At 23.8% G+C, this 20390-nt stretch carries 16 protein-coding genes; all 16 read left to right on the top strand.

Annotated elements, in window-relative coordinates:
* Nucleotides 1-36 precede the first annotated feature (36 nt).
* A complete protein-coding gene (locus XO11_RS05885) occupies nucleotides 37-1131 on the top strand; it encodes a glycosyltransferase (protein ID WP_175418334.1) in 1095 nt (364 codons plus the stop codon).
* Between the two features lie 14 nt (nucleotides 1132-1145).
* A complete protein-coding gene (gene wecB / locus XO11_RS05880) occupies nucleotides 1146-2198 on the top strand; it encodes a non-hydrolyzing UDP-N-acetylglucosamine 2-epimerase (RefSeq protein WP_175418333.1) in 1053 nt (350 codons plus the stop codon).
* Between the two features lie 9 nt (nucleotides 2199-2207).
* Nucleotides 2208-3428, top strand: a complete 1221-nt coding sequence (locus XO11_RS05875) for a glycosyltransferase (RefSeq protein ID WP_175418332.1) — start codon at nucleotides 2208-2210, stop codon at nucleotides 3426-3428.
* Between the two features lie 171 nt (nucleotides 3429-3599).
* Nucleotides 3600-3782, top strand: coding sequence for an IS3 family transposase (locus XO11_RS10735; RefSeq protein WP_175418364.1), 183 nt, complete (start codon nucleotides 3600-3602; stop codon nucleotides 3780-3782).
* A gap of 106 nt (nucleotides 3783-3888) precedes the next feature.
* Nucleotides 3889-5634, top strand: coding sequence for an asparagine synthase (locus tag XO11_RS05865; protein ID WP_175418331.1), 1746 nt, complete (start codon nucleotides 3889-3891; stop codon nucleotides 5632-5634).
* The gene (locus XO11_RS05860; RefSeq protein ID WP_175418330.1) at nucleotides 5627-6892 is read left to right on the top strand and encodes an oligosaccharide flippase family protein; all 1266 of its coding nucleotides are present in this window, start codon (nucleotides 5627-5629) and stop codon (nucleotides 6890-6892) included. The genes XO11_RS05865 and XO11_RS05860 overlap by 8 nt, the downstream gene beginning before the upstream one ends.
* Nucleotides 6893-7554: 662 nt before the next feature.
* Nucleotides 7555-9432 (top strand): McrB family protein, encoded by a 1878-nt coding sequence (locus XO11_RS05855; protein ID WP_175418329.1) that lies wholly within the window; start codon nucleotides 7555-7557, stop codon nucleotides 9430-9432.
* 4 nt (nucleotides 9433-9436) lie between these two features.
* Nucleotides 9437-12133 (top strand): nuclease domain-containing protein, encoded by a 2697-nt coding sequence (locus tag XO11_RS05850; protein ID WP_175418328.1) that lies wholly within the window; start codon nucleotides 9437-9439, stop codon nucleotides 12131-12133.
* Nucleotides 12134-12387: 254 nt separating this feature from the next.
* On the top strand, nucleotides 12388-12564 hold the full coding sequence (locus tag XO11_RS05845) for a hypothetical protein (RefSeq protein ID WP_175418327.1): 177 nt from the start codon (nucleotides 12388-12390) through the stop codon (nucleotides 12562-12564).
* Nucleotides 12565-12655: 91 nt separating this feature from the next.
* On the top strand, nucleotides 12656-13750 hold the full coding sequence (locus XO11_RS05840; protein ID WP_175418326.1) for a hypothetical protein: 1095 nt from the start codon (nucleotides 12656-12658) through the stop codon (nucleotides 13748-13750).
* Nucleotides 13731-14750 (top strand): hypothetical protein, encoded by a 1020-nt coding sequence (locus tag XO11_RS05835; RefSeq protein ID WP_217671858.1) that lies wholly within the window; start codon nucleotides 13731-13733, stop codon nucleotides 14748-14750. The genes XO11_RS05840 and XO11_RS05835 overlap by 20 nt, the downstream gene beginning before the upstream one ends.
* 530 nt (nucleotides 14751-15280) lie before the next feature.
* Nucleotides 15281-15796 (top strand): hypothetical protein, encoded by a 516-nt coding sequence (locus XO11_RS05830; RefSeq protein WP_175418324.1) that lies wholly within the window; start codon nucleotides 15281-15283, stop codon nucleotides 15794-15796.
* Nucleotides 15789-17147, top strand: coding sequence for a hypothetical protein (locus XO11_RS05825; RefSeq protein WP_175418323.1), 1359 nt, complete (start codon nucleotides 15789-15791; stop codon nucleotides 17145-17147). Before XO11_RS05830 ends, XO11_RS05825 begins: the two co-directional genes overlap by 8 nt.
* Nucleotides 17148-17398: 251 nt before the next feature.
* A complete protein-coding gene (locus tag XO11_RS05820; RefSeq protein WP_175418322.1) occupies nucleotides 17399-18511 on the top strand; it encodes an ATP/GTP-binding protein in 1113 nt (370 codons plus the stop codon).
* Nucleotides 18511-19212, top strand: coding sequence for a DUF3226 domain-containing protein (locus XO11_RS05815; RefSeq protein ID WP_175418321.1), 702 nt, complete (start codon nucleotides 18511-18513; stop codon nucleotides 19210-19212). The genes XO11_RS05820 and XO11_RS05815 overlap by 1 nt, the downstream gene beginning before the upstream one ends.
* A 225-nt stretch (nucleotides 19213-19437) precedes the next feature.
* The coding region (locus tag XO11_RS05810) for an AAA family ATPase (protein ID WP_175418320.1) at nucleotides 19438-20390 on the top strand (953 nt) is incomplete at its 3' end.

Below are 20390 nucleotides of genomic sequence, written 5' to 3'. Positions count from 1 at the left end.
TAAGTGCAATAATGTTTAAGCTTATGAGGTGAATATATGAAAAAAGTATTAATTGTTAGTTCAATACCGTATTCGAATTCTAATAGAGGAATTGAGATTTTGTCAGAAGCTTTTAAATTAAAAAAATATAAAGTCGATTATTTGGTTTTTCCTGGCATATTAAATAAAGAATTTTTAAAATATTTAAATATAGCTAAACAGCATAATATTACTTTAAAAAATTGTTCATACAATATTTTGGGATATTATGAGAGAATAATGAAAAATTTTCCTAAAAATATAACAAGATTTTTTATTAATTTATCAACCAGGAAAGTAAAAAATATAAATTTTAATGAGTATAAATATATAGTATTAGAAAGTGGAAAACCCATTTTTTTATCAAAATTTATTAATGATAAGTCAAAGATCATATATAGACAGTCTGATTCTTTAAAATATATTCTGAGCAAAAATAGATTATTGTGGAGTATGGAAAAAGAAATAATAAAGGAAGCTTATAAAATTATAGTTGTAAGAAAAGTTTTTAAGGAGATGCTTCCTGAAAAATATAAAGCTAAAACAACAATAATTGTTAATGGATTCAATATTCCTAAAGAAATAGTTTATAATAATCCATATTCTAAAGGAACATTTAATGCTGTATATATTGGATATACTCCTTTGGATTATGAAACTATTGAGTATATTTGTAAAAATAATAAAAATATAAATATTCATATAATTGGTAAAGGACTTTCTCGAAATGAAATAAAAAAGTTATCTAAAAAATATGATAATTTTTATCATCATGGAATATTGTCTTCATATGAGTACAATAATTTTTTAAAATTTTCAGATGTTGCAATAGTTCCATATTCTTTAAAGTATTCTCCGATAGAATATATAGGATTAAATAGCAAATATTTGAATTTTATGTATTATTCTTTACCAATAATTTCATATAGAGTGGGGCAGCTCGAAGAATTTAATGGATTGCCGGTTCATTTTGTTGATTCTAAAAAAGAATTTCTAAATAAATTAAATTTTCTTTTTGAAAATAGAAGAAAAATTAAGTATAAAATTGATTTTAATTACTTTTCAAAACAAGGAAGACTAAAAGAATATATAACATTTATAGAAAATTTATAAAGAAGGTGTTGTTTATGAAAATAATAAGCTTAATAGGAGCAAGACCACAGTTTATAAAAGAAGCTGTTTTGCATAATGAATTGAAAAAAAGAGGAATTGATGAAATACTTGTTCATTCTGGACAGCATTATGATAAGAATATGTCTGATATATTTTTTCAAACATTGAATATTAAAGATCCTGATTATTATTTAAATGTTGGTTCTGGTAATCATGGTGAAATGACTGGAAAAATAATGATAGAATTTGAAAAGATTGGTTTGAAAGAAAAGCCTGATATAATTTTAGTATATGGAGATACAAATACAACTCTTGCAGGCGCATTGGTTGCAAGTAAATTAAAGATACCTGTAGCTCATGTAGAGGCTGGAATAAGACAGGAACCAAAGGATATGCCAGAAGAGATAAACAGGGTATTAACAGATAGAATTTCAAATTATCTATTCTGTCCAAGTGAATTGGCTGTTGAGAATTTAAAGAAGGAAAATATAACTTCAGGTGTTTATTTTGTAGGAGATATAATGTATGATTTATATAAGATAATGGAAAAGGATTTTAAATATGAAATATTTGAAGAGTTAAAATTGAAAGAGAATGATTATATTCTTATGACAATGCACAGAGATTTTAATGTTGATAAGAAAGAAAAATTGGAAAAGATATTAATGCAGATAGAGAAAATATCAAATGAAAAAACTATTGTTTTTCCAATACATCCAAGAACAAGAAAAAGAGTAAAAGAATTTAATTTTGAAAAGTATCTAAAGAATGTTATATTGCTTGAACCAATAGATTATTTAAATTTAATGGGATTGGTAAAAAAATCATGGAAAGTGATAACAGATAGCGGCGGACTACAAAAAGAAGCATATTTTGCAAAGAAACAGGCTATTGTGGTAATGCCTGATACAGGATGGAGAGAGCTAATAGAATTAAAATGGAATATTTTAGCTGATGAAAATAATCTTTACGAAAAGACTTTTGAAGTAATAAACACAGCATATCCTGAAAATGTTTATGGCGATGGATATTGCGGAGAGAAGATTGTGGAATTTTTGAAAAAGTGAGGAGAAAATATGAAAAAACCTACAATGTTTTTATTTACAATAAAATTTCCATACGATAAAGGAGAAGAATTTTTAGAGAATGAAATTCCTATTATTTCAAAATATTTTGATATTATAATAGTACCTTATAATAAAGGAAAAGAAATTAGAAGAATTCCAAAGAATGTTAAAGTAGATGATTTTTTTGCTGAAATAAAGTCTAAAAAGAATATTTTATTTTACGGAATAATGAAAAATCGATATATAATTAAAGAGTTTATTGATAGTAAAAATATATATTTTTATAAGTCTATTAAATATTTCGGGTTAGAGGAAATTTTTAAAAAGTGGTTTGAACAATATAAAAATATTTCTTCAAATATAATATTTTATTCGTATTGGATGACGGAGGCTGCATATGCATTAGGAAAATTAAGAAGAAAACTATCTCAAAGAAATATATTAATATCAAGGGCCCATCGATTTGATTTATATGAATATTTATATAAAGGGAATTATCTCCCTTTAAGAAAAAAAATCTTAAAAAATATTGATAAAGTTTTTTGTGTTTCTGAAAATGGAAAAAATTATCTACTAAAAAAATATCCACAATATACTGAGAAAATAGAAATCTCGAGGTTAGGTGTAATGCCACAAAATAAAACAAATGAACCAAGTAAAGATGGAAATTTAAGAATTGTTACTTGTTCTTACTTAAAACCAGTAAAAAGGGTACATTTAGTTATAGACGCTTTATCTATTTTATCAAAAAAAATAAAAAAGAATATTATATGGACTCATATTGGAGATGGTCCGTTAGAAGAAGAATTAAAAAGCAGAGCACAAAAATTAGATAGTGCTAATATTTTCTATAAATTTTCGGGAAGAATGGAAAATAAAGATGTACAAAAATATTACAGAGAAAATCCTATAGATTTATTTTTAAATGTAAGTGAATCTGAGGGATTGCCTGTTTCTATAATGGAAGCTTTGAGCTTTGGAATACCAGTTATGGCTACTGCAGTTGGTGGGACTCCAGAACTTGTGGATGATAAAGTTGGAAAATTGCTTCCTGCAGATTTAACTCCAGATATTTTGGCAGAATCTATTAAAGAATTTATCAATTTATCGGATGAAGAAATTGAGTTAAAACGAAAAAATGCATTAAAAAGATGGAATGAAAAAGTAAATGCTATTAAAAATTATGAAGATTTTTCAAAAAGAATTTTGGAATTATTAGATGAGCGATAATAAAAATTGGTCATACGTATTTGAATGTTAAAAGAGGATACCGAAAAGTTAACAAAGAAAATAATATAATAAAGAAAAAAGGTGACCACATGAGTAAAAACGGAAAAAGATAAAGTGCTAAATTTAAAGAGCAAATAGTGAAATTGAATGAAATAATTTTTCTTTCATTAAATAGAAAAAGCAGAAATATATGTAAGTACTTATAAAAACTTCGAAGAAGCGAAAATAAAAATCTTTGAATATATAGAATCATTCTATAACAAAAAAAGAATATACAGTTTAATAAATTATCTGACTCCCCAGGAAAAAGAAGATGAAACTCTAAAATTGTTAGAAAAAAGTAACATAGCTTAAAATGCTATTTTTTAGTTAAACTTAGGCTGTCTACTGATTTTGGGTAAGTGCATTTTAAAGTTTTATATAATATTTATTATAATAATAGAGAAAAGAGGTTTTTAAAATGCCTGGTTTTTTTGGTTTAATATCAAATAATAGAATTATAGATAAAATTAATATAACGCAAAGAAGAAATGATTTTCTCAAAGAAATATATAAAAATGAAAATTTATATATTGAGAGACAAACTATAAATAAGTTTTTAAGAGATAAACCTTTTTATAAAGGTGAAGATTATGTTTTTTTGATTGAAGGAGTAATTTTAAATAAGGTTGAGTTAATTAATAAATATAACTTAGAGAATTTTGAAAAAACTATTATAGAAATGTATAAAAGGTTAGGAGAAACTTTTTTTAATGATTTTCGCGGTAGTTTCTCCGGATTTTTTTATGATAAAAAGAATAATAGATATCTAATTTTTACAAATCATTTTGGAGATAAACAGATATTTTATTATACACATGAAAATGAATTTATTATAGGTTCTGAGATTAATTATATTGTTGATTATTTAAGACAAAAAAACTATTCCTATAATCCCGACATTGAGTCTGCATATATGCTTTTGACTTATGGCTTTATGATAGAGGATCATACTCTTATTAATGAAATAAAAAAATTAATTGCCGGACATTATATTAAAATTGAGAATGGAAATTTTGAAATAAAACAGTATTATAAATTGGATAATACTCCTGATAAAACTTTATCAGAAAATGAGATAATAGAAAATATAGACTCTTTATTCAAAACTGCAATAAGATATGAATTTGAAAAGGATAAAGAATATAATTATAATCACATTGCAAGTTTAAGCGGTGGTCTGGATTCACGAATGACAGTCTGGATTGGAACAAAAATGGGATATAATATGCTTAATTATACTTTCTCGGAATCTGATTATCTTGATGAAACTATTTCAAAGGAAATAGCAAGAGATTTAAAAAATGAGTTTTTGTTTAAATCTTTAGATAATGGAATATATCTCATAAAAAACAACATAATAAAAAAACAAATAGAAATTAATTTTGGAAACGTATTATATGCAGGAAATGCTCATGTTAGATCTTTTGCTGAGGTAATAAATTTTTCTAAATTTGGTGTTGTTCATACCGGGCAATTAGGTGATGTAATAATTGGAAGTTATATGAAAAAATCTGTTTATAATAAAGAATTTAATATAGTAACCGGTGCCTATTCTGAAAAATTAAGCGAAAAGATTAAAAATATAAAATTGAAATTTGATTATCCGAATGAAGAAATTTTTAAATTATATAATAGAGGTTTTAATGGTATCCTTCTGGGAAATCTTCCTTTTCAAGAATATACTGAAGTAATTTCTCCATTTTTATATAAAGAATTCATTGATTATTGTTTAAAAATCCCTCTTGATTTGAGAGTAAATCACAATATTTACATAAAATGGATTTTAAAAAAATATCCTCATGCAGCAAAATATAAGTGGGAATCAATAAAGACAAAAATAACCACACCAAGAATTACTATTTTAGGAAGGAAAATACCAATTACCCAAATTCCTGAAAAAATTATAGCAAAACTTTTAAACAAAAATTCTCTAAACACCAGAAAACATATGAATCCTATGAACTATTGGTATAAAACAAATCCGAGGTTAAAGAAAATTTTTGAAAAACGATTTAATGAAAGAATTAAAACTTTTGATGTTTCCAAAGAATTAAAGAAAGATGTTCAAAATATGTTTGAAAGTGGAAAAGTTATTGAGAAAACTCAGGTATTAACTTTATTAGAAGCTTATGATTATTTTTGGGGAGAATATCAAAATGAATAAAGCATTTATAAATAAACTTTCTAAAAAAGGTTTTTTTCATATTTTTTTCTCAAATGTTTTTAATAAGATTATTCAGTTTCTCACTTCAATTGTAATAGTAAAGTTTTTAACCAAAGAAGAATATGGTATTTTTTCATATGCGATGAATATTTTAAGCTTGTTTTTAATTTTAAATGGTTTAGGGGTAACTTCAGGTTTTTTGCAATTTGGAAGTGAATCGTATAAAGATAAAAATTTGCAGAAATCATATTTTAAATATGCTTTAACTGTAGGAATACTTTTTAATTTTCTTATCTCTTTTGCTATTTTTATATATTCACAATTTTTTTCATTACCAATCAAAGGCAGTATTGTTGTTTTAAAATACATGTCTCTCATACCAATAATAACTATAATATATGAATTGATACAAACATATTATAGGGTGAACTTAAGAAATAAAATATATTCTTATACATATTCTTTAAATACATTTTTATATTTTATTCTTTCTATAATTGGAGCATATTATCTAAAGATTAATGGTATTATTCTTGGGAGATATTTTGCTTATATTATTGCAATATTATTTTCTATATGGTATTTAAAAGATGATATAAGAGATATTTTTTATATTAAATATCCACAAAAAAATTTAAGAGTTGATTTTTTTAAATACTCTTTTGTTTCTTCTTTAACGAATTCTATATCCTCTATATTATATTTAATAGATACTTTTCTTGTTGGATTAATTATTAAAAATGCTGAAATTACTGCCTCATATAAGGCGGCAACATTGATTCCTTTTGCTTTAAATTTTATTCCACTTTCTGTAATGACATTTGCATATCCTTATATTGTTCAAAATAATAAAGATAAAGCATATTTAAAGAAATATTATTTTAAATTAAAAAAATATCTGCTTTTACTTAATTCACTAATAAGTTTATTTTTGATATTATTTGCACCATTTATTATAAAAATAATGTTTAGAAGTGATTATACAGATTCTGTTTTACCGTTTCAGATATTATCTTTTGGATATTTCATAGCTGGAAGTTTTAGAATTCCAAATGGTAATTTTATTGCTGCAATAAAAAAGCTTAAAGTTAATCTAATTGTTTCCATAATTTCCGGAAGTGCTAATATTATATTGGATATTATATTAATTTATTATTATGGTTCCACAGGTGCCGCTGTTGCTACAGTTGGAGTATTTGTTATTTCTTCACTTCTTTCTGAATTATATCTATGGAGGTATTTTAAAGTGAGCCATTAATGTTTAAATAATTTAATAAGTTAAATTTTCGGTATTTTGTATAATAAAATTAAAATATAATTAGAAGATAAAATATTATCTGAAAGATATTTGGTTAGCCTTTTTTAATAATTTTTTTAAATCTTATTCAATACTTTATTGCTAAAAACTTTGGAATGTTCTCAATAGTTGAACGAATTTCTAGAATTTTAATCTTCGGAACTTTAGAAATCATCGTCGCAATCAATCTCTACAAAAAATTCAAACATAATTTAAAATAAAATCAATTGCTCCGTCAATCCTCCCACAGCTTAGTCTGTGGGATTATCTAGAATCAAATTTGTGAAAATATTCTTTAGTCATTAGAATTTTCGTAATCAGAAGTTGTAGTCATTTCTTTAAAGTTTTCTCTCCTAATCCACCAACTCATTATAATCTCCTAAATCTCTACATACTTTATCTCGTTCCACCAAATCCTCATGTAATTTTCTAATCAATATTTGTGAATTATTTCTTTATTTTAATATATCATTGATTAATTAATTCAGAGTAAAGGGATAATTAACTCTTAAGATAGATGAATTTTTTATTGAATAAGATGGTAGAATATATGCGGTGTTTGTATAGAAATATGTATAAAGAAAATAAATAAGATAATTTTTTGTTTTTGGAGGTAGATGATTATGGAAAATGAAGTGATGTTTGAAGAGATTGTAGAATATGAAGATTATAAAAATTGGGCAAAAAAGGATAAGATTAATTTTTTAAATGAAAAGTTTGGTACTAATAATAGCATATTAAAAGGAACTATCCAACTTGCAAGTAGTGAAAAATATTTTTTGATAACTAATTTGAGAAATATAGAAAATGATGTTATTATTAACCCTTTCAATAATGAGATTTTAAGAAATACGATTTGTTTGTGTGAAAATGTAGATAGTTTTTTATTAAAGAGAAATTTGAAGATTGGAGATGAAGTAATTTTTAAATTTACAATTCCTTTTTCTCAACATGAAGATAAAAATAAACTTATAATTGCAAAAAGTAAGACAGTTTATAAGGTTGCAAATATTATGGAGATTTTGGATAATATAGATAATAACGTTAAAGAAAAAGAAATTTTTAGCGCAGTGAATTTAGTAGAATTTCTAGAGCAAATAGGAGAGAAAGATTTTGGAAATAAAATAAATTCTATTATTAATGAGAGAATATTATTGGTAAATAAAAATATAGATAATTATTTGGAAAAAATAAAAAATAAAATTTATACTCAAGAAGAAAGATTAAAAGAACTTGAAAATATAGTTGTTGAAAAAGAATTTGAAATTAAAGAGCTTGAAATTTTAAGAAATAAATATATTGAGTTGGGTATTTTGAATGAGGATAATGTTAATGAAAAAAAAGAGGAGATTATTAAAGAAGAATATATAGATATTGAAGATAAAAAAGAACAAATTGATTATATACAAAAATATTTAGCGTTAAATAAAGGATTGTATTATGATGATCATATTTTAAAACGTTTCTTTTTGGCTCTTCATACTAATCAAATAATAATTTTAAGTGGTGAGCCCGGAACTGGTAAAACAAGTTTAGTTAGAGGATTTTCAGAAGCAATTTCTGCAAAACATAAGATAATATCTGTTCAGCCTAATTGGACTGATAATCAGGATTTATTAGGGTTTTATAATCCAATAGAAAATGTTTATGTTCCAACACCTTTTTTAGATGCTATTATTGAAGCTAAGGAAAATCAGGATAGATTGTATATATTATGTTTAGATGAAATGAATTTATCTCATGTTGAGTATTATTTTTCTGAATTTTTAAGTAAAATTCAATCAGATAAAATATTGGATTTATATAGTAAAAAGATTTATGATGAGAATTTGAAAGAGTTAAATATGAAATGGGAAAAATATTTAAAATATGAAAATAAGGAATCTTTAAAGGAAGAACTTTCAAATGAAGAATTCAATGAATTTTTAGCTCTTAAAAGAAGATATAATTTGTTAATAAAATATAGAGCTCAATTAGAGATACCTGATAATATAAGATTTGTTGGAACTGTGAATAAGGATGAGACTACAAAGAGTTTAAGTCCTAAGGTTATAGATAGAAGTTTTGTTATAGAAGTTAAGAAATACGATGAAAATTTAGTTTCTGAATTTTCCAAATTAGAAAAGGAAGATTATCAAAAACGGTTATATTTAAAAGAATCAGATTTTAAAATGGAATCTAAAGATATTTCGGACGAAATAAAAGAAGAGTTGGAGGAAATAAAATTAATATTTAAAAAAATGAGGGTTTATTTAAATAATAGATTTGATAGTCAAGTAAAACAGATTTTAGGAAATGATTATATTGATAAAGATGATTTGTTAGATTATATAATTTCAAGCATGATTTTACCTAAAATAAATATAAGCATTAATGAAAGAAATGAACAAATAATCGATGAAATATCTAAATTGTTGGAAAAAACTAAAGTATCAAAAGTTATTTTTGATGAGATGAAGGAATTTGCAGAAACAGAGTATATACTTACCTTCTGGAGGTAATTAGATGAAGTTAATAAGTTTTATGATGAATGTTGATAAAAATTTAAAAAGGATTGAATTTTTGGATAAGGGAAATTATAAAAAGGGGACGATATTGGGGGAAGATAATAAAGAATTTTGGGTGACCTATACCCATTATAGGGTTAATAATAAGAGGTATAGATTAGGATTTAGTATTGTAGATTTAAGCGACAAAGATTATGAAGTGTATATTCTTGATTCAGAAAAAGAACCTATTAATAAATTAACATCAATATCTGGTAAAGGAATTAAGATATTTTATGATAGTAATGATAATAATGACCCAGATGTTGGAAGCAATGCATCTGGAGTTTTTTATGTGGGAGTTTTTGAAAATGGGGAAAGGATTTATGTTTCACCTCCTATATATGTTTTACCTTCCTCTTTAAGTTATAATGATTACTTGGAAATGATAAATGATTTGATACAAATAAATGAGCATTTGATAGAGGATAATAAGTCAAAAGTTTTTTTAGCAGGTAAAGGGATACAAAATTTAGTGGAAATAGGAAAAACCTTGGATGATATGAAAAAGGTATTAGAAAAAATAAATGTTAATCCTGCAGCGTCTTTGAAGGCAATACCTGCAAAGATTAAATATGATCCAAAGAAAGCAATAAGCCCAAAAATTTTAGTAGAAAAGAAGATGTATCCATTTAAAAATAAATTCAAAGGTCAAATGAAAGTAGAAAGTGTTGACATTTATGAAAATAAAATTATTAAATATTTATTGAATTTATTAAAGAAAAAGATCGAATTATATATTCAGTCGTTGAACAATTATAAGGAACAAAAGAAGAGAGAAATTGAGATAATAAGAGAACAAAATAAACAAGAAATAGATTTTGATAGTGAATTGGAGAAGCTTGAAAAAATTTTAATAGATAACAAAAAAAATATTTTGAATATTATAAAAAATAATAAGAATTTGGAAAATATAGATAAGGATAAAGATATTAAAATATCTTTTGATATATATAAGAAAGCTTCCATTCCTAAGAGTAGAATAAATGGTAAGATAGAAGATAATAAAATAATTTTAGATTGTGATTTTATTACAACAAGAGAAAATAGATTTATTTCCTTAGAGAGAGGATTTTATTTTTATGCATTTTCACCATTTGAAAATTTTCAATTTTCAAAATTTAATGCTGAAACTTTTAAGTTGAAAATTGAAATAACAAATTTGAATGAATTAATTTTCTTTATAGAGGAAGTTATTGAAAGTGATAATTTAGAAAATCTGATAAAAATAGAAGCTTTAGCTAAACGAGAAGATCATGATATAAATGACCCATTATGTATGGGATCTTTAGATTATAAATACAGAAATACTTCAGAATATTATATTAATATAAAAAAAATATATTCTCTAAATGAGAAAGAAGTGCCTGAATATAGTGAAGAAGAAATAGTAGAAAAATTAGCTCCATATTTAAATGATAATTATGAGTCTATTGTGGAAAATAAAAGATTTTTAGAATTGTATAAGAAAAGAGAAAATAGTCTTAGGTGTTATGATGATAAAATAAATGAATTAAAAAAAGCAAAAAGTCGTCTTGATGAGATATTGAATTTAGATTTATTTAAAGAAGTAAAAGAAGAGAAATTAATTTTAAAACCAACACAGATATTTACGAATGATAATAATTATAAGAAAATTTGGCAATATTTTAATGTACTAAACAAGAAGATTTATTTTATACATAATTTTATTGATTCAAATATGTTGTTAAATGAAAAAAGTTATTTAATAAAGAGTACTCATGAAATTTATGAATATTGGACTTTTTTCAAAATGATAGATGTGCTTATTTCTGAATTAAAATGGAGATTAAAAAATAAAAATGAAGTTTTAAATAATTTAAATAAATATATACAATGGGATTATTTTCAGGGAAATTTAAAAGCGAAATTAGAACATGATTTAAAAAACAATGAGAAAATAGACCTTGTAATATATTTTAATAAAAATATAAAAAGTAATGATGGAAAAATACTTAGACCAGATTTTACTTTTGAATTTAGAAAGGATAATAGGAATTGTATTGTTTATCTTGATGCAAAATATAGGAATTATAGAGAACAAGGAAAAGAGCAATGGTTTAAAGATATAAAAGATGTTGCAATAGATAAATATACAAAAAAATTTAGAGATACTGAAAATGAACCAATAGCATCTTTTATTGTACATCCAGATACTAATAATGAATGGACTTTTTATGGTGGATATCTTGATAATAAATTAGAAAAAAAATTTGATATGGAAGGAATTCCACCGGAACACAAGTTTGGAATATTTGCATTTACACCTAATAATATTCAATATTTTAAAAATTTTATAAAAATGATTCTTGAATATCATTTAGAACTTTATAATTATTGTTGGAATTGTGGAGAAATAGATAATATAGAAATAAAAGTTGAAAAAACAATGGGGGGATTTAATAAATATCATTATACGTGTAAATCGTGTGGAGAGTTTTGGGTAAAAAACCATTGTGAAAAAGAAGGCCATTCATTAATTAAACATTTGTTTAATTATCATACTCCAGATACAGATAAAAAATATCCATGGTATGTTAAATGCCCTAGATGTGGTAAAAATGATAATGGTGAAAATACAACAGTTTTTGAGGAATTATGTGAATTTCCAACATTTGATCCTAACATTTTATAAAATTTATAAAAATCAAAATTTTGAAGTATAAATAATCCTCACAGTAATTGCTGTGGGGATTATTTATATTAAATGTGTGAATTATTTCTTTATTTTAATATATCAGTGATTAATTAATTTCCTGCAACTAAAAAATTAAATTTTAAGTTTAGGTAAATTTTTTATTGAATTTGGTGGTAGAATTTTAATGTATGAAAAATTGTTTTATGGAGACTAAATTAGCTTTAATTTGTGAATATTATAGGAGTGGTTTTATGGGAAAGAAATTGCTTTTTTTAAGTAAAGAAAAGAAAATTGAAGTTGAATCTGATAATAATATTTTAGATTTGTTTAGTGTGTTTGAAGGGGATATGTCTTTGAAATTATTTATTGATGAGGAAGAAACCGATTTATCAAATGATAAATGTAACATTATAAAAGACTGTATATAGTAAAGTAAATTTAATATTTTTATAAATATTTGGTTTAGTATTTATTATGATATAATAAATAAAAAAGAATAAATCAAATAGAGGTGTACATATGAAGTTGGAAATAAATACCAGAGAACAACTTTATGAAATAATAAATGAAAAGATGGTAAAATCTTTAAAAGGGCGAAGATATGAAAATTTGGAATCGGCGATTCCAAAAGTATATGTATTGGAAACAAGCAGTAATTTAAATGAAAATATATTTTTTGATTATATGAAAAAAGAATTTGTAAATAGAATGGATGCTAATTTAAGCTATTTTGATGATAATGAGTTAATAGAAATAAAAATAGGAGACACGTATTTTTATGCAGATCCATATTTGTTTTATGATTTGGAAAATGCAAGGTTTAGATTTGTTCCGATTTTTACTTTGGCGCATTCGCAAGTTTCGGATTCCATTATTGGGAGTTTAATAAAGAAGTCATTTTTCTTTGATTATCAATGGCTTGATTTCAATGAATCTGATGATGAATATGATGAATTTATTGTTGGGATATCCAGTTCTTTTCCTGGAGAACTAATTGCAAATGAAGAGAATGTAAGTTTTTCATTGGAATCAAATTCTAGCAAAGCTTTTATAAATAATTACAAAAAGATTGTTAAGCAATTACCGTTGAATAAGGTTAAAATAAAATATTTTCTTTCAAATCCCGAATCAACACATATAATAGCTTATAATAATGGAAAGATAACTTTTTATGGCAATGATTTTGAAGAAGTTAAAGAATTTTTTAAAGTTAAAACGAAAAAATATTCGGATGAATTGTTTGAAATAGAAAAGCTGGCGTATAACTATGAAGGAGTTTATATAATTTTTGACAAAGAAAAGAAATTAAAAGAAAAACCGGAGAATTTTTTGAAAAGATTGAATGATAATAATGAATTAAAAGTAGTATCTTTTCAAATATTTTCTGATGAAGACGAAGCATATGGTGTATTTTCAGATATGCATGTTGGTGGAAGTTTAGCAATAAATGTTTATAGATTTGGTCTTCAAATTTTAATAAGGCCGGGTACTTGTTCTAATACTGTTAAGCGAATACTGAATTTTATTAGAAAAAATTATGATCCATTATGTAAATTATATATTAGCGAAAAGGAGGTTTTTAATATTTTAGATTATGATTATAAATACGAATAACGATTTTCAAGAAGAAAAATTTTTTAAAGAATTAAGGAGTATGAATGCTTTTTATACAATGTTAAAAAAGCTAACTTCTTTTTTAGAAAATAAAGGAATAAAATATTTTCTTGCATATGAACCAAAATTTTCAAAGATAAATCCAGATGCAGCATTAAAAATTAAAGAAAAGGGTAAATATATACTTTTTCCAATTGAATATAAAGACTCTGGTAATATTGAAAATATATTTAAAAATGAACAGCTTAATGGTTATTTTTCTATTAGTTATGAAAAACTAAAAAGTGCAGGAATAAGGATTACGAAAAATGTAGAAGAGTGGGAATTTTTATTGATTATAAGAAGTGGTAATTTAAGCTTTGAAGAAATAAAAAATAAAATAAACGATATAGTGGAAGAAAATGAAAATTTTGGCGTATTTAAATTAAATTATAAATATAATAATCCTTTGATCAAATTAGAAATTTTTAATGAATCAAAATACGAAGTTATTAACGAGTTTTTTGATAAAAAAAATAAATTTTTTTATACCCCTATGTGTTATTTTAATTTTAAAATGGGGTTTGATGCATATAAAAAAGAAAATGCCTCAATCTTTTTTTCTTTGCTGGTAGGATATTTATTTAAATTAAGCTGGTGGAATGAGAATAAAGAATTTAATATTGTTGATGTTTTAGAAGAAAATAGAAGTCCATCTTGGGAAATAATAAAAGCTTCATATCAAAGTGGGAAGTTTTTGAGGTTTATTGATAAGCAGGTTGATGAAATTCTTGTGAAATCAAAATACCTGAAAAGATGTGAAGAAAAGGCAATTAAAGTTGGAGATATAGATATATTATTAAATTCATATAAGATAAATCCAGAAAAAAATCTCAATAATCCACGAACTCAGAAAGCTCTTATTAAAACAATTACAAAAAAACTTGACAAATCATATTTTGAAAAAAATTATGTAGACCAACTACCATTATTTCAAATAAAAAATAGTCAAAACATTTAATTGTAAATATTTATGGAATTATTTAAAAGTTAGACTTTAATATAAATCGCTCCCACAGCTTCTGCTGTGGGGTTATTTGAAATTAAATTTGTGAAAATGTTCTTTAGTCATTAGAATTTTCATGATCAGAAGTTGTAGCCATTTCTTTAAAATCCCTCTCTTAATCCACAACTCATTATAATCTCCTAAGCCTCTACATACTCTATCTCGTTCCACAAAATCCTCATGTAATTTTCCAATCAATATTTATGAATTATTTCTTTATTTTAATATATCAGTGATTAATTAATCCTATATTTCTAAGTTGTAATATTTTATAAATCTTTTTGTTTTGAAAAGTTAAAAATGATACAATTTGATTATAAAGAATTTTTTGAAAAACTAATAAGTGAAATTTCTAAATGTAAATTGGAATGTTAAAATATTCAGAATCTTTAAGAGGCAATTTCGAAGGGGAATTATTTGAAATATATAAATAAAAAGAAATTTTGTATACTAAAATATATATCAAATTGTTATGGGGGATTTGAATGTGGAAAAAAATTTATTATAAATTTTTTGATTCTTTTTCTATAAAAGTAATAATTGTAAGTATTATAGTAATAGCTTTTGAAGTATATTATATTTATCCTGAAATTTCATATAATGAAATACATAAAATTTTTGATGGTGGTAAATATAAATTTTTTGAATTACTTGATATGATAGCCACTATTATAGGGTTTATTATTCCAATTTTTTTGCTTTTGATAGATAAATTTTTGTATTTACCCTTTTCAGTGTTTAAAATTTTAAAGAAGGAAATTACAAATATTGTAATTTTTATAGTTGCATACTATACTTTATCAGCAATATTTATTTTTTATGATATAAACAAGTATTATTTTGTATTATATGGAATAGGTATTTTGTTTATTTTGTATTCAGGAGAGATAATATGGAATATCATAGAAATAGTAATTGTTCAGGAAACTATTTCAGAAAAGGTACTTGAAAGCTATAAAGAGTATATAAAAACAATTAAAATGAGGGATGAAGATGAATGAGTATATAAATACCAATGAATTTGTAAGATATATGAGTTTATTAAACGAAAAAGGTGAAATTGAAATTTTGGAGAATTTAATAGAACAAATTTTTGAATTTTTTATAGATGAAATTGAAAACAAAAAAGTTAAGAAAGAAATGATTAATTTTGTTGAAGAAGTTTTGCGAATAATAGATCCGGAAAATAGACGGTTTTATAGAATATTTTTGGAAAATTTGTATAAATTTTTTTATGAAGTATCTCTCAAAAATGATTATGATTTTTTAACTAAAATTATGGATATTTTTTTATATTCCGAAAATTTAAAATTTATGAAAATATGGAATTTTGACTTTATAGAGGAAATATTAAAAAATGTTTTTGAGAAGAATCAAAATATAGAAGATGAAAATAAAATAGCTAACTTTTTTATTAGCTTAGACAGCATAGTTAGAAAAATTATTAAGATGATTAAAGATGAAATAATAGACAAAGAAAATGCAATAAGAAGGTTTAGAAAAATTCTTATTAATACCGAAATAGAAAGTTATTATTCTATTAAATTTATTTTAGAAGTAGTTGTAAATTACAATATAATATTTATGGAAGTAGAACATTATATACGTACTTTTTATGAAAATCAATATTTTCTAATTTCAAAATTTGAAAAAATATTTAAGAATTATGAAGAAAAAAAACAGAAAAATTTGATAGATGAATATATAAAATCTATATCAATTTTTGTTATTGATTTATATCAAAGTAAAAGAACAAAAATTTTTTATAATTATATATTAGATGTTGAAGGGAGTTTATATAAACATGTATATAATCTTATATCACATGTTTTAAAAAAAGGTAGTGTGATGTATTTCAAGAAATTATTTTTTTTATCTATAGCTAAGTTTATAAATTTAGTTTTAATATCTCCAATAGAAAAATATGATCTAAATATTGACGATATATTTAAAGTGGTAGATGTAATTATTTCAGAAAATATAGAAAATGAGATTTTTATTATAGAGAGTTTTTTTGATTATATTGAAAATGGAACTAGCCCAATAGATAGTATATACGAAAGTAGAACTCTCACAAATGAAGATATGATTCCCGGTAAAATATATCTTGATTATATTAAAGATTACACTCTCGAAATATTGTTACTATTTATATATAAAAATTATGACATTTTAGAAAAAGATCGAATAATAAAGTATTTTAAAGAAAAAACATATAGATATATTAATGTTAAAGAGATTTTATCTTCTTTATATGATAACCTTTTTAAACTTAAAGTTTTGAATGAAACAGAGAGAGGAAATTTTGAAAATTTCATAAAAGAATTTAGTAAAATGTTAGATGAGTTATAGAAATTTGTCTATGATAAAATAAATTGCTCCCCTAGAATGTATATTGGATACTAAAAGTAAACCAGGGATAAAATTGAAAAAGAGTCTAAAACGGAAAATAAAAATGTACAAATTTTGAGAATAATGCAATAGATTATTTTCAAATAGAGGGGTCAAATTTTTGCCCTGGTTTTTTTAAAATAAAATTGAAAAACTATTTTTTATGCTATAATTAAAATAAAGACATGTAAATTTAAAAGGAGATGGGTAATTTGAGTACTCAAAACTTTAAAAAGATTGAAATAAAAAATTATAGAGGTATAGATAATTTGATTATTGATGATTTAGGTGATATTAATATAATATTTGGAAGTAATAATTCAGGAAAGACATCGATACTTGAGGCGATATTTGCACATTCTGCAGGATTAAACCTGGGAGCTTTTTTAGGAGTGATTTTACCAAAAAGACAAAGTGGCAATTTTTCAGGCACTTATGATTATGGAGAAAATATATTAAATCTCTTTCATAATTATCATGAAATGTTTAAAAAAAATAAAATTTTAAAATTTGAAGTGTTTTCAGTAGATAATAATGAAATAAGAAATAAAACAATTTTTAGTTTTAAGCATTCTACGCTTCTTTCTCCTTTTTTTGGAGGACAATTTGATGAGAAGAATCTGAATTTAGATGAAAAAACTTTAAATAATCCTTTTTTTGGAGAATTTAAAGTTGAATTGATTAATGATGATGGAAAAATAGAAAAAAGTTTTAATGTAGGTCTTCCGCCCCAATATGAAAATGTTCCTTCTTTAAAGTCAGCGGTATTTCATGATATTTTAAATCATAGGGAACCATTTAATGAAGTAAAAATATATGGCATTCTTAAAAGATTTGATAAACTTTCTGAATTTGTTGAAAAAATAAGGGAAATATTTCCAGAAATCAAAAATATTGATAATATTCCTTTACCTGATGGAACATCAAAAATATATATAGATACAGGTAAAGAAAAAATACCATTATCTTTATTTGGAGATGGATTTAGAAGATTATATTATTTATTAGGAAATATGGTAATGTTTCAAAATTCTATACATTTGATTGAAGAAATAGATTCAATGTTTCATCCTGAATCCATACCGATTTTAACAAAGGCTCTTAATAATTATTGTATGGAATATAATAATCAGATATTTATAACCTCTCATAATCAAGAATTTCTTGAAATATTTTTATCTTCAATAAGTGATGAAGAAGAAATGATGAAAAATAATATACGTGTTTTTACTTTAAAAGAGTATAAAGGAAAGTTGAAAATATTAAAATTAAATGGAATAGAGGCACTTAGAAATATTAAAGAATTTCATCTGGAGTTGAGATGATGAATACACTTATTATTTGCGAAGGAAATACCGATATGCATCTTATAGGTTTTTATTTAGAAAGAAAGGAAAATTATAAAATTCAAAGAAAATCTAAATTTTTTAATATTCAATTAGGAAATAATCAATTTCAAATTAATTTATCTAATGAAGGGAATAATATTACAATAGTTTCTGTTGGTGGAAAAACAAGAATTTATAGTTTTTTTGAAAAAATAAAAGAATATATATCCCAAATTAGAAGTGAAGAAAGTTTAATTAATAAAGTAATCATTATGCTTGATAGAGATGAAGATTCGGAAAATGATTTGTTGAGTATATTTAATAATGAAATTGATAGTATTAACACTTGGCAAAAAATTAAAATCTTTAATCAAATGTTTGAAGAAGTATTTGTGGATTTTTTTATCCTCGGTATTCCTCCAAATTCAAATGGGGCAATAGAGCGGTTTGTTATAGACTCTTTAAAAGATAAATATGACTATATTGTAAATGATGTAGAATTTTGTGTTGATAATATAAATAATAAAAGTCATGAATTTGATTATAATGAAAGACTTAAAGATAAAGCGAAACTTGGATGTATTTTATCGATTTTATCTCCAGAATGGAGTCTTGATAAATTGACAGAAAAAATGAAACAAATAAGTTGGGAAGAACTTGATAAATTTAATGAGTTATATTCAAAAATTCTTAAATAGAATATGTTATTTTAGTGACTCCCGCAGCTTAGTCTGTGGGAGTTACTGTAAAAGTTAACATAAAAATGATAAAAAATGGGAAAATAAAAATGCACAAATTTTGAAAATAATACGATAGATTATTTTTAAAGTAGAGGGGTCAAATTTTTGCCCTGGTTTTTTTGTTGGAAAGGAAGGGGAGCAACAATTGAATTGTGATATAATTCAATTGTGGAGGTGGAAGTGATGAAAAAACTGCCGGTAGGGATAGCGGATTATAAGGAAATAATAGAAGAAAATTATATATATGTGGATAAAACCAAATATTTATATGATTTAATAAATAGTGGAAAATTTTATTTTATGTCAAGGCCTAGGAGATTCGGAAAAAGTTTAACAGTATCAACATTTTATTACTTATTCAAAGGAGAGAAGGAATTATTTAAGGGAACATATATATATGACAAATGGGATTTTAAGGAATATCCAATAATAAAACTGGATATGTCTGATAATACGCTTACAACATATGAAGAGTTTATAGAATCATTAAATAAAATGATAGAGGATATATATGAAGATTATGAAATACCAAAGATAGAAAATAATTTACCAACGAAATTTGGAAATTTGATAAGGGCACTAAATAAAAAATATGAAGAAAAAGTGGTAATCTTAATAGATGAATATGAATCACCAATATTAGAGCATATAAACGATAAGAAAAAAGCTGAAAAGTTTAGAGGATTTTTAAGGGAATTCTATAAAAAGATAAAAACAAAGGATGCATATGTAAAATTTGTATTCATAACCGGAATAACAAAATTCACAAAAACAGGAGTATTCTCAGCATTAAATAATTTAAGCGATATATCTTTAAACAGGAAATATGGACAGATGTTTGGATATACGCAGGAAGAATTGGAATATTATTTCAAAGATTACATAAAAGAATTATCAGAAGAAATGGGAATAACAGAAAAAGAATTGCTTGAAGAAATGAAGAGATATTATAATGGTTTTTCATTTGACGGAGAACATACAGTATATAATCCATATTCAATATTGAGATTTTTTTCAGAAAAAGAATTCCAAAACTTCTGGTTTGAAAGTGGCTCACCGAGTTTTTTGTATGAGTATATAAAAGGCAAAAAGATAGAATATGAGGATTTAGTAAAAACACCAGTAAGTGCAGAAGA

The organism is Marinitoga sp. 1138 (assembly GCF_013363265.1).
Lineage (GTDB): Bacteria > Thermotogota > Thermotogae > Petrotogales > Petrotogaceae > Marinitoga > Marinitoga piezophila.
The sequence above is the reverse complement of the archived record's forward strand: the minus strand, read 5'-3'. Positions and strand labels throughout refer to the sequence as shown.

Bases quoted from the DNA above. Each gene is read 5' to 3' on its own strand.
- XO11_RS05885 (WP_175418334.1), top strand. From the start codon at position 37: ATGAAAAAAGTATTAATTGTTAGTTCAATACCGTATTCGAATTCTAAT.
- wecB (WP_175418333.1), top strand. From the start codon at position 1,146: ATGAAAATAATAAGCTTAATAGGAGCAAGACCACAGTTTATAAAAGAA.
- XO11_RS05875 (WP_175418332.1), top strand. From the start codon at position 2,208: ATGAAAAAACCTACAATGTTTTTATTTACAATAAAATTTCCATACGAT.
- XO11_RS05865 (WP_175418331.1), top strand. From the start codon at position 3,889: ATGCCTGGTTTTTTTGGTTTAATATCAAATAATAGAATTATAGATAAA.
- XO11_RS05860 (WP_175418330.1), top strand. From the start codon at position 5,627: ATGAATAAAGCATTTATAAATAAACTTTCTAAAAAAGGTTTTTTTCAT.
- XO11_RS05855 (WP_175418329.1), top strand. From the start codon at position 7,555: ATGGAAAATGAAGTGATGTTTGAAGAGATTGTAGAATATGAAGATTAT.
- XO11_RS05850 (WP_175418328.1), top strand. From the start codon at position 9,437: ATGAAGTTAATAAGTTTTATGATGAATGTTGATAAAAATTTAAAAAGG.
- XO11_RS05845 (WP_175418327.1), top strand. From the start codon at position 12,388: ATGGGAAAGAAATTGCTTTTTTTAAGTAAAGAAAAGAAAATTGAAGTT.
- XO11_RS05840 (WP_175418326.1), top strand. From the start codon at position 12,656: ATGAAGTTGGAAATAAATACCAGAGAACAACTTTATGAAATAATAAAT.
- XO11_RS05835 (WP_217671858.1), top strand. From the start codon at position 13,731: ATGATTATAAATACGAATAACGATTTTCAAGAAGAAAAATTTTTTAAA.
- XO11_RS05830 (WP_175418324.1), top strand. From the start codon at position 15,281: ATGTGGAAAAAAATTTATTATAAATTTTTTGATTCTTTTTCTATAAAA.
- XO11_RS05825 (WP_175418323.1), top strand. From the start codon at position 15,789: ATGAATGAGTATATAAATACCAATGAATTTGTAAGATATATGAGTTTA.
- XO11_RS05815 (WP_175418321.1), top strand. From the start codon at position 18,511: ATGAATACACTTATTATTTGCGAAGGAAATACCGATATGCATCTTATA.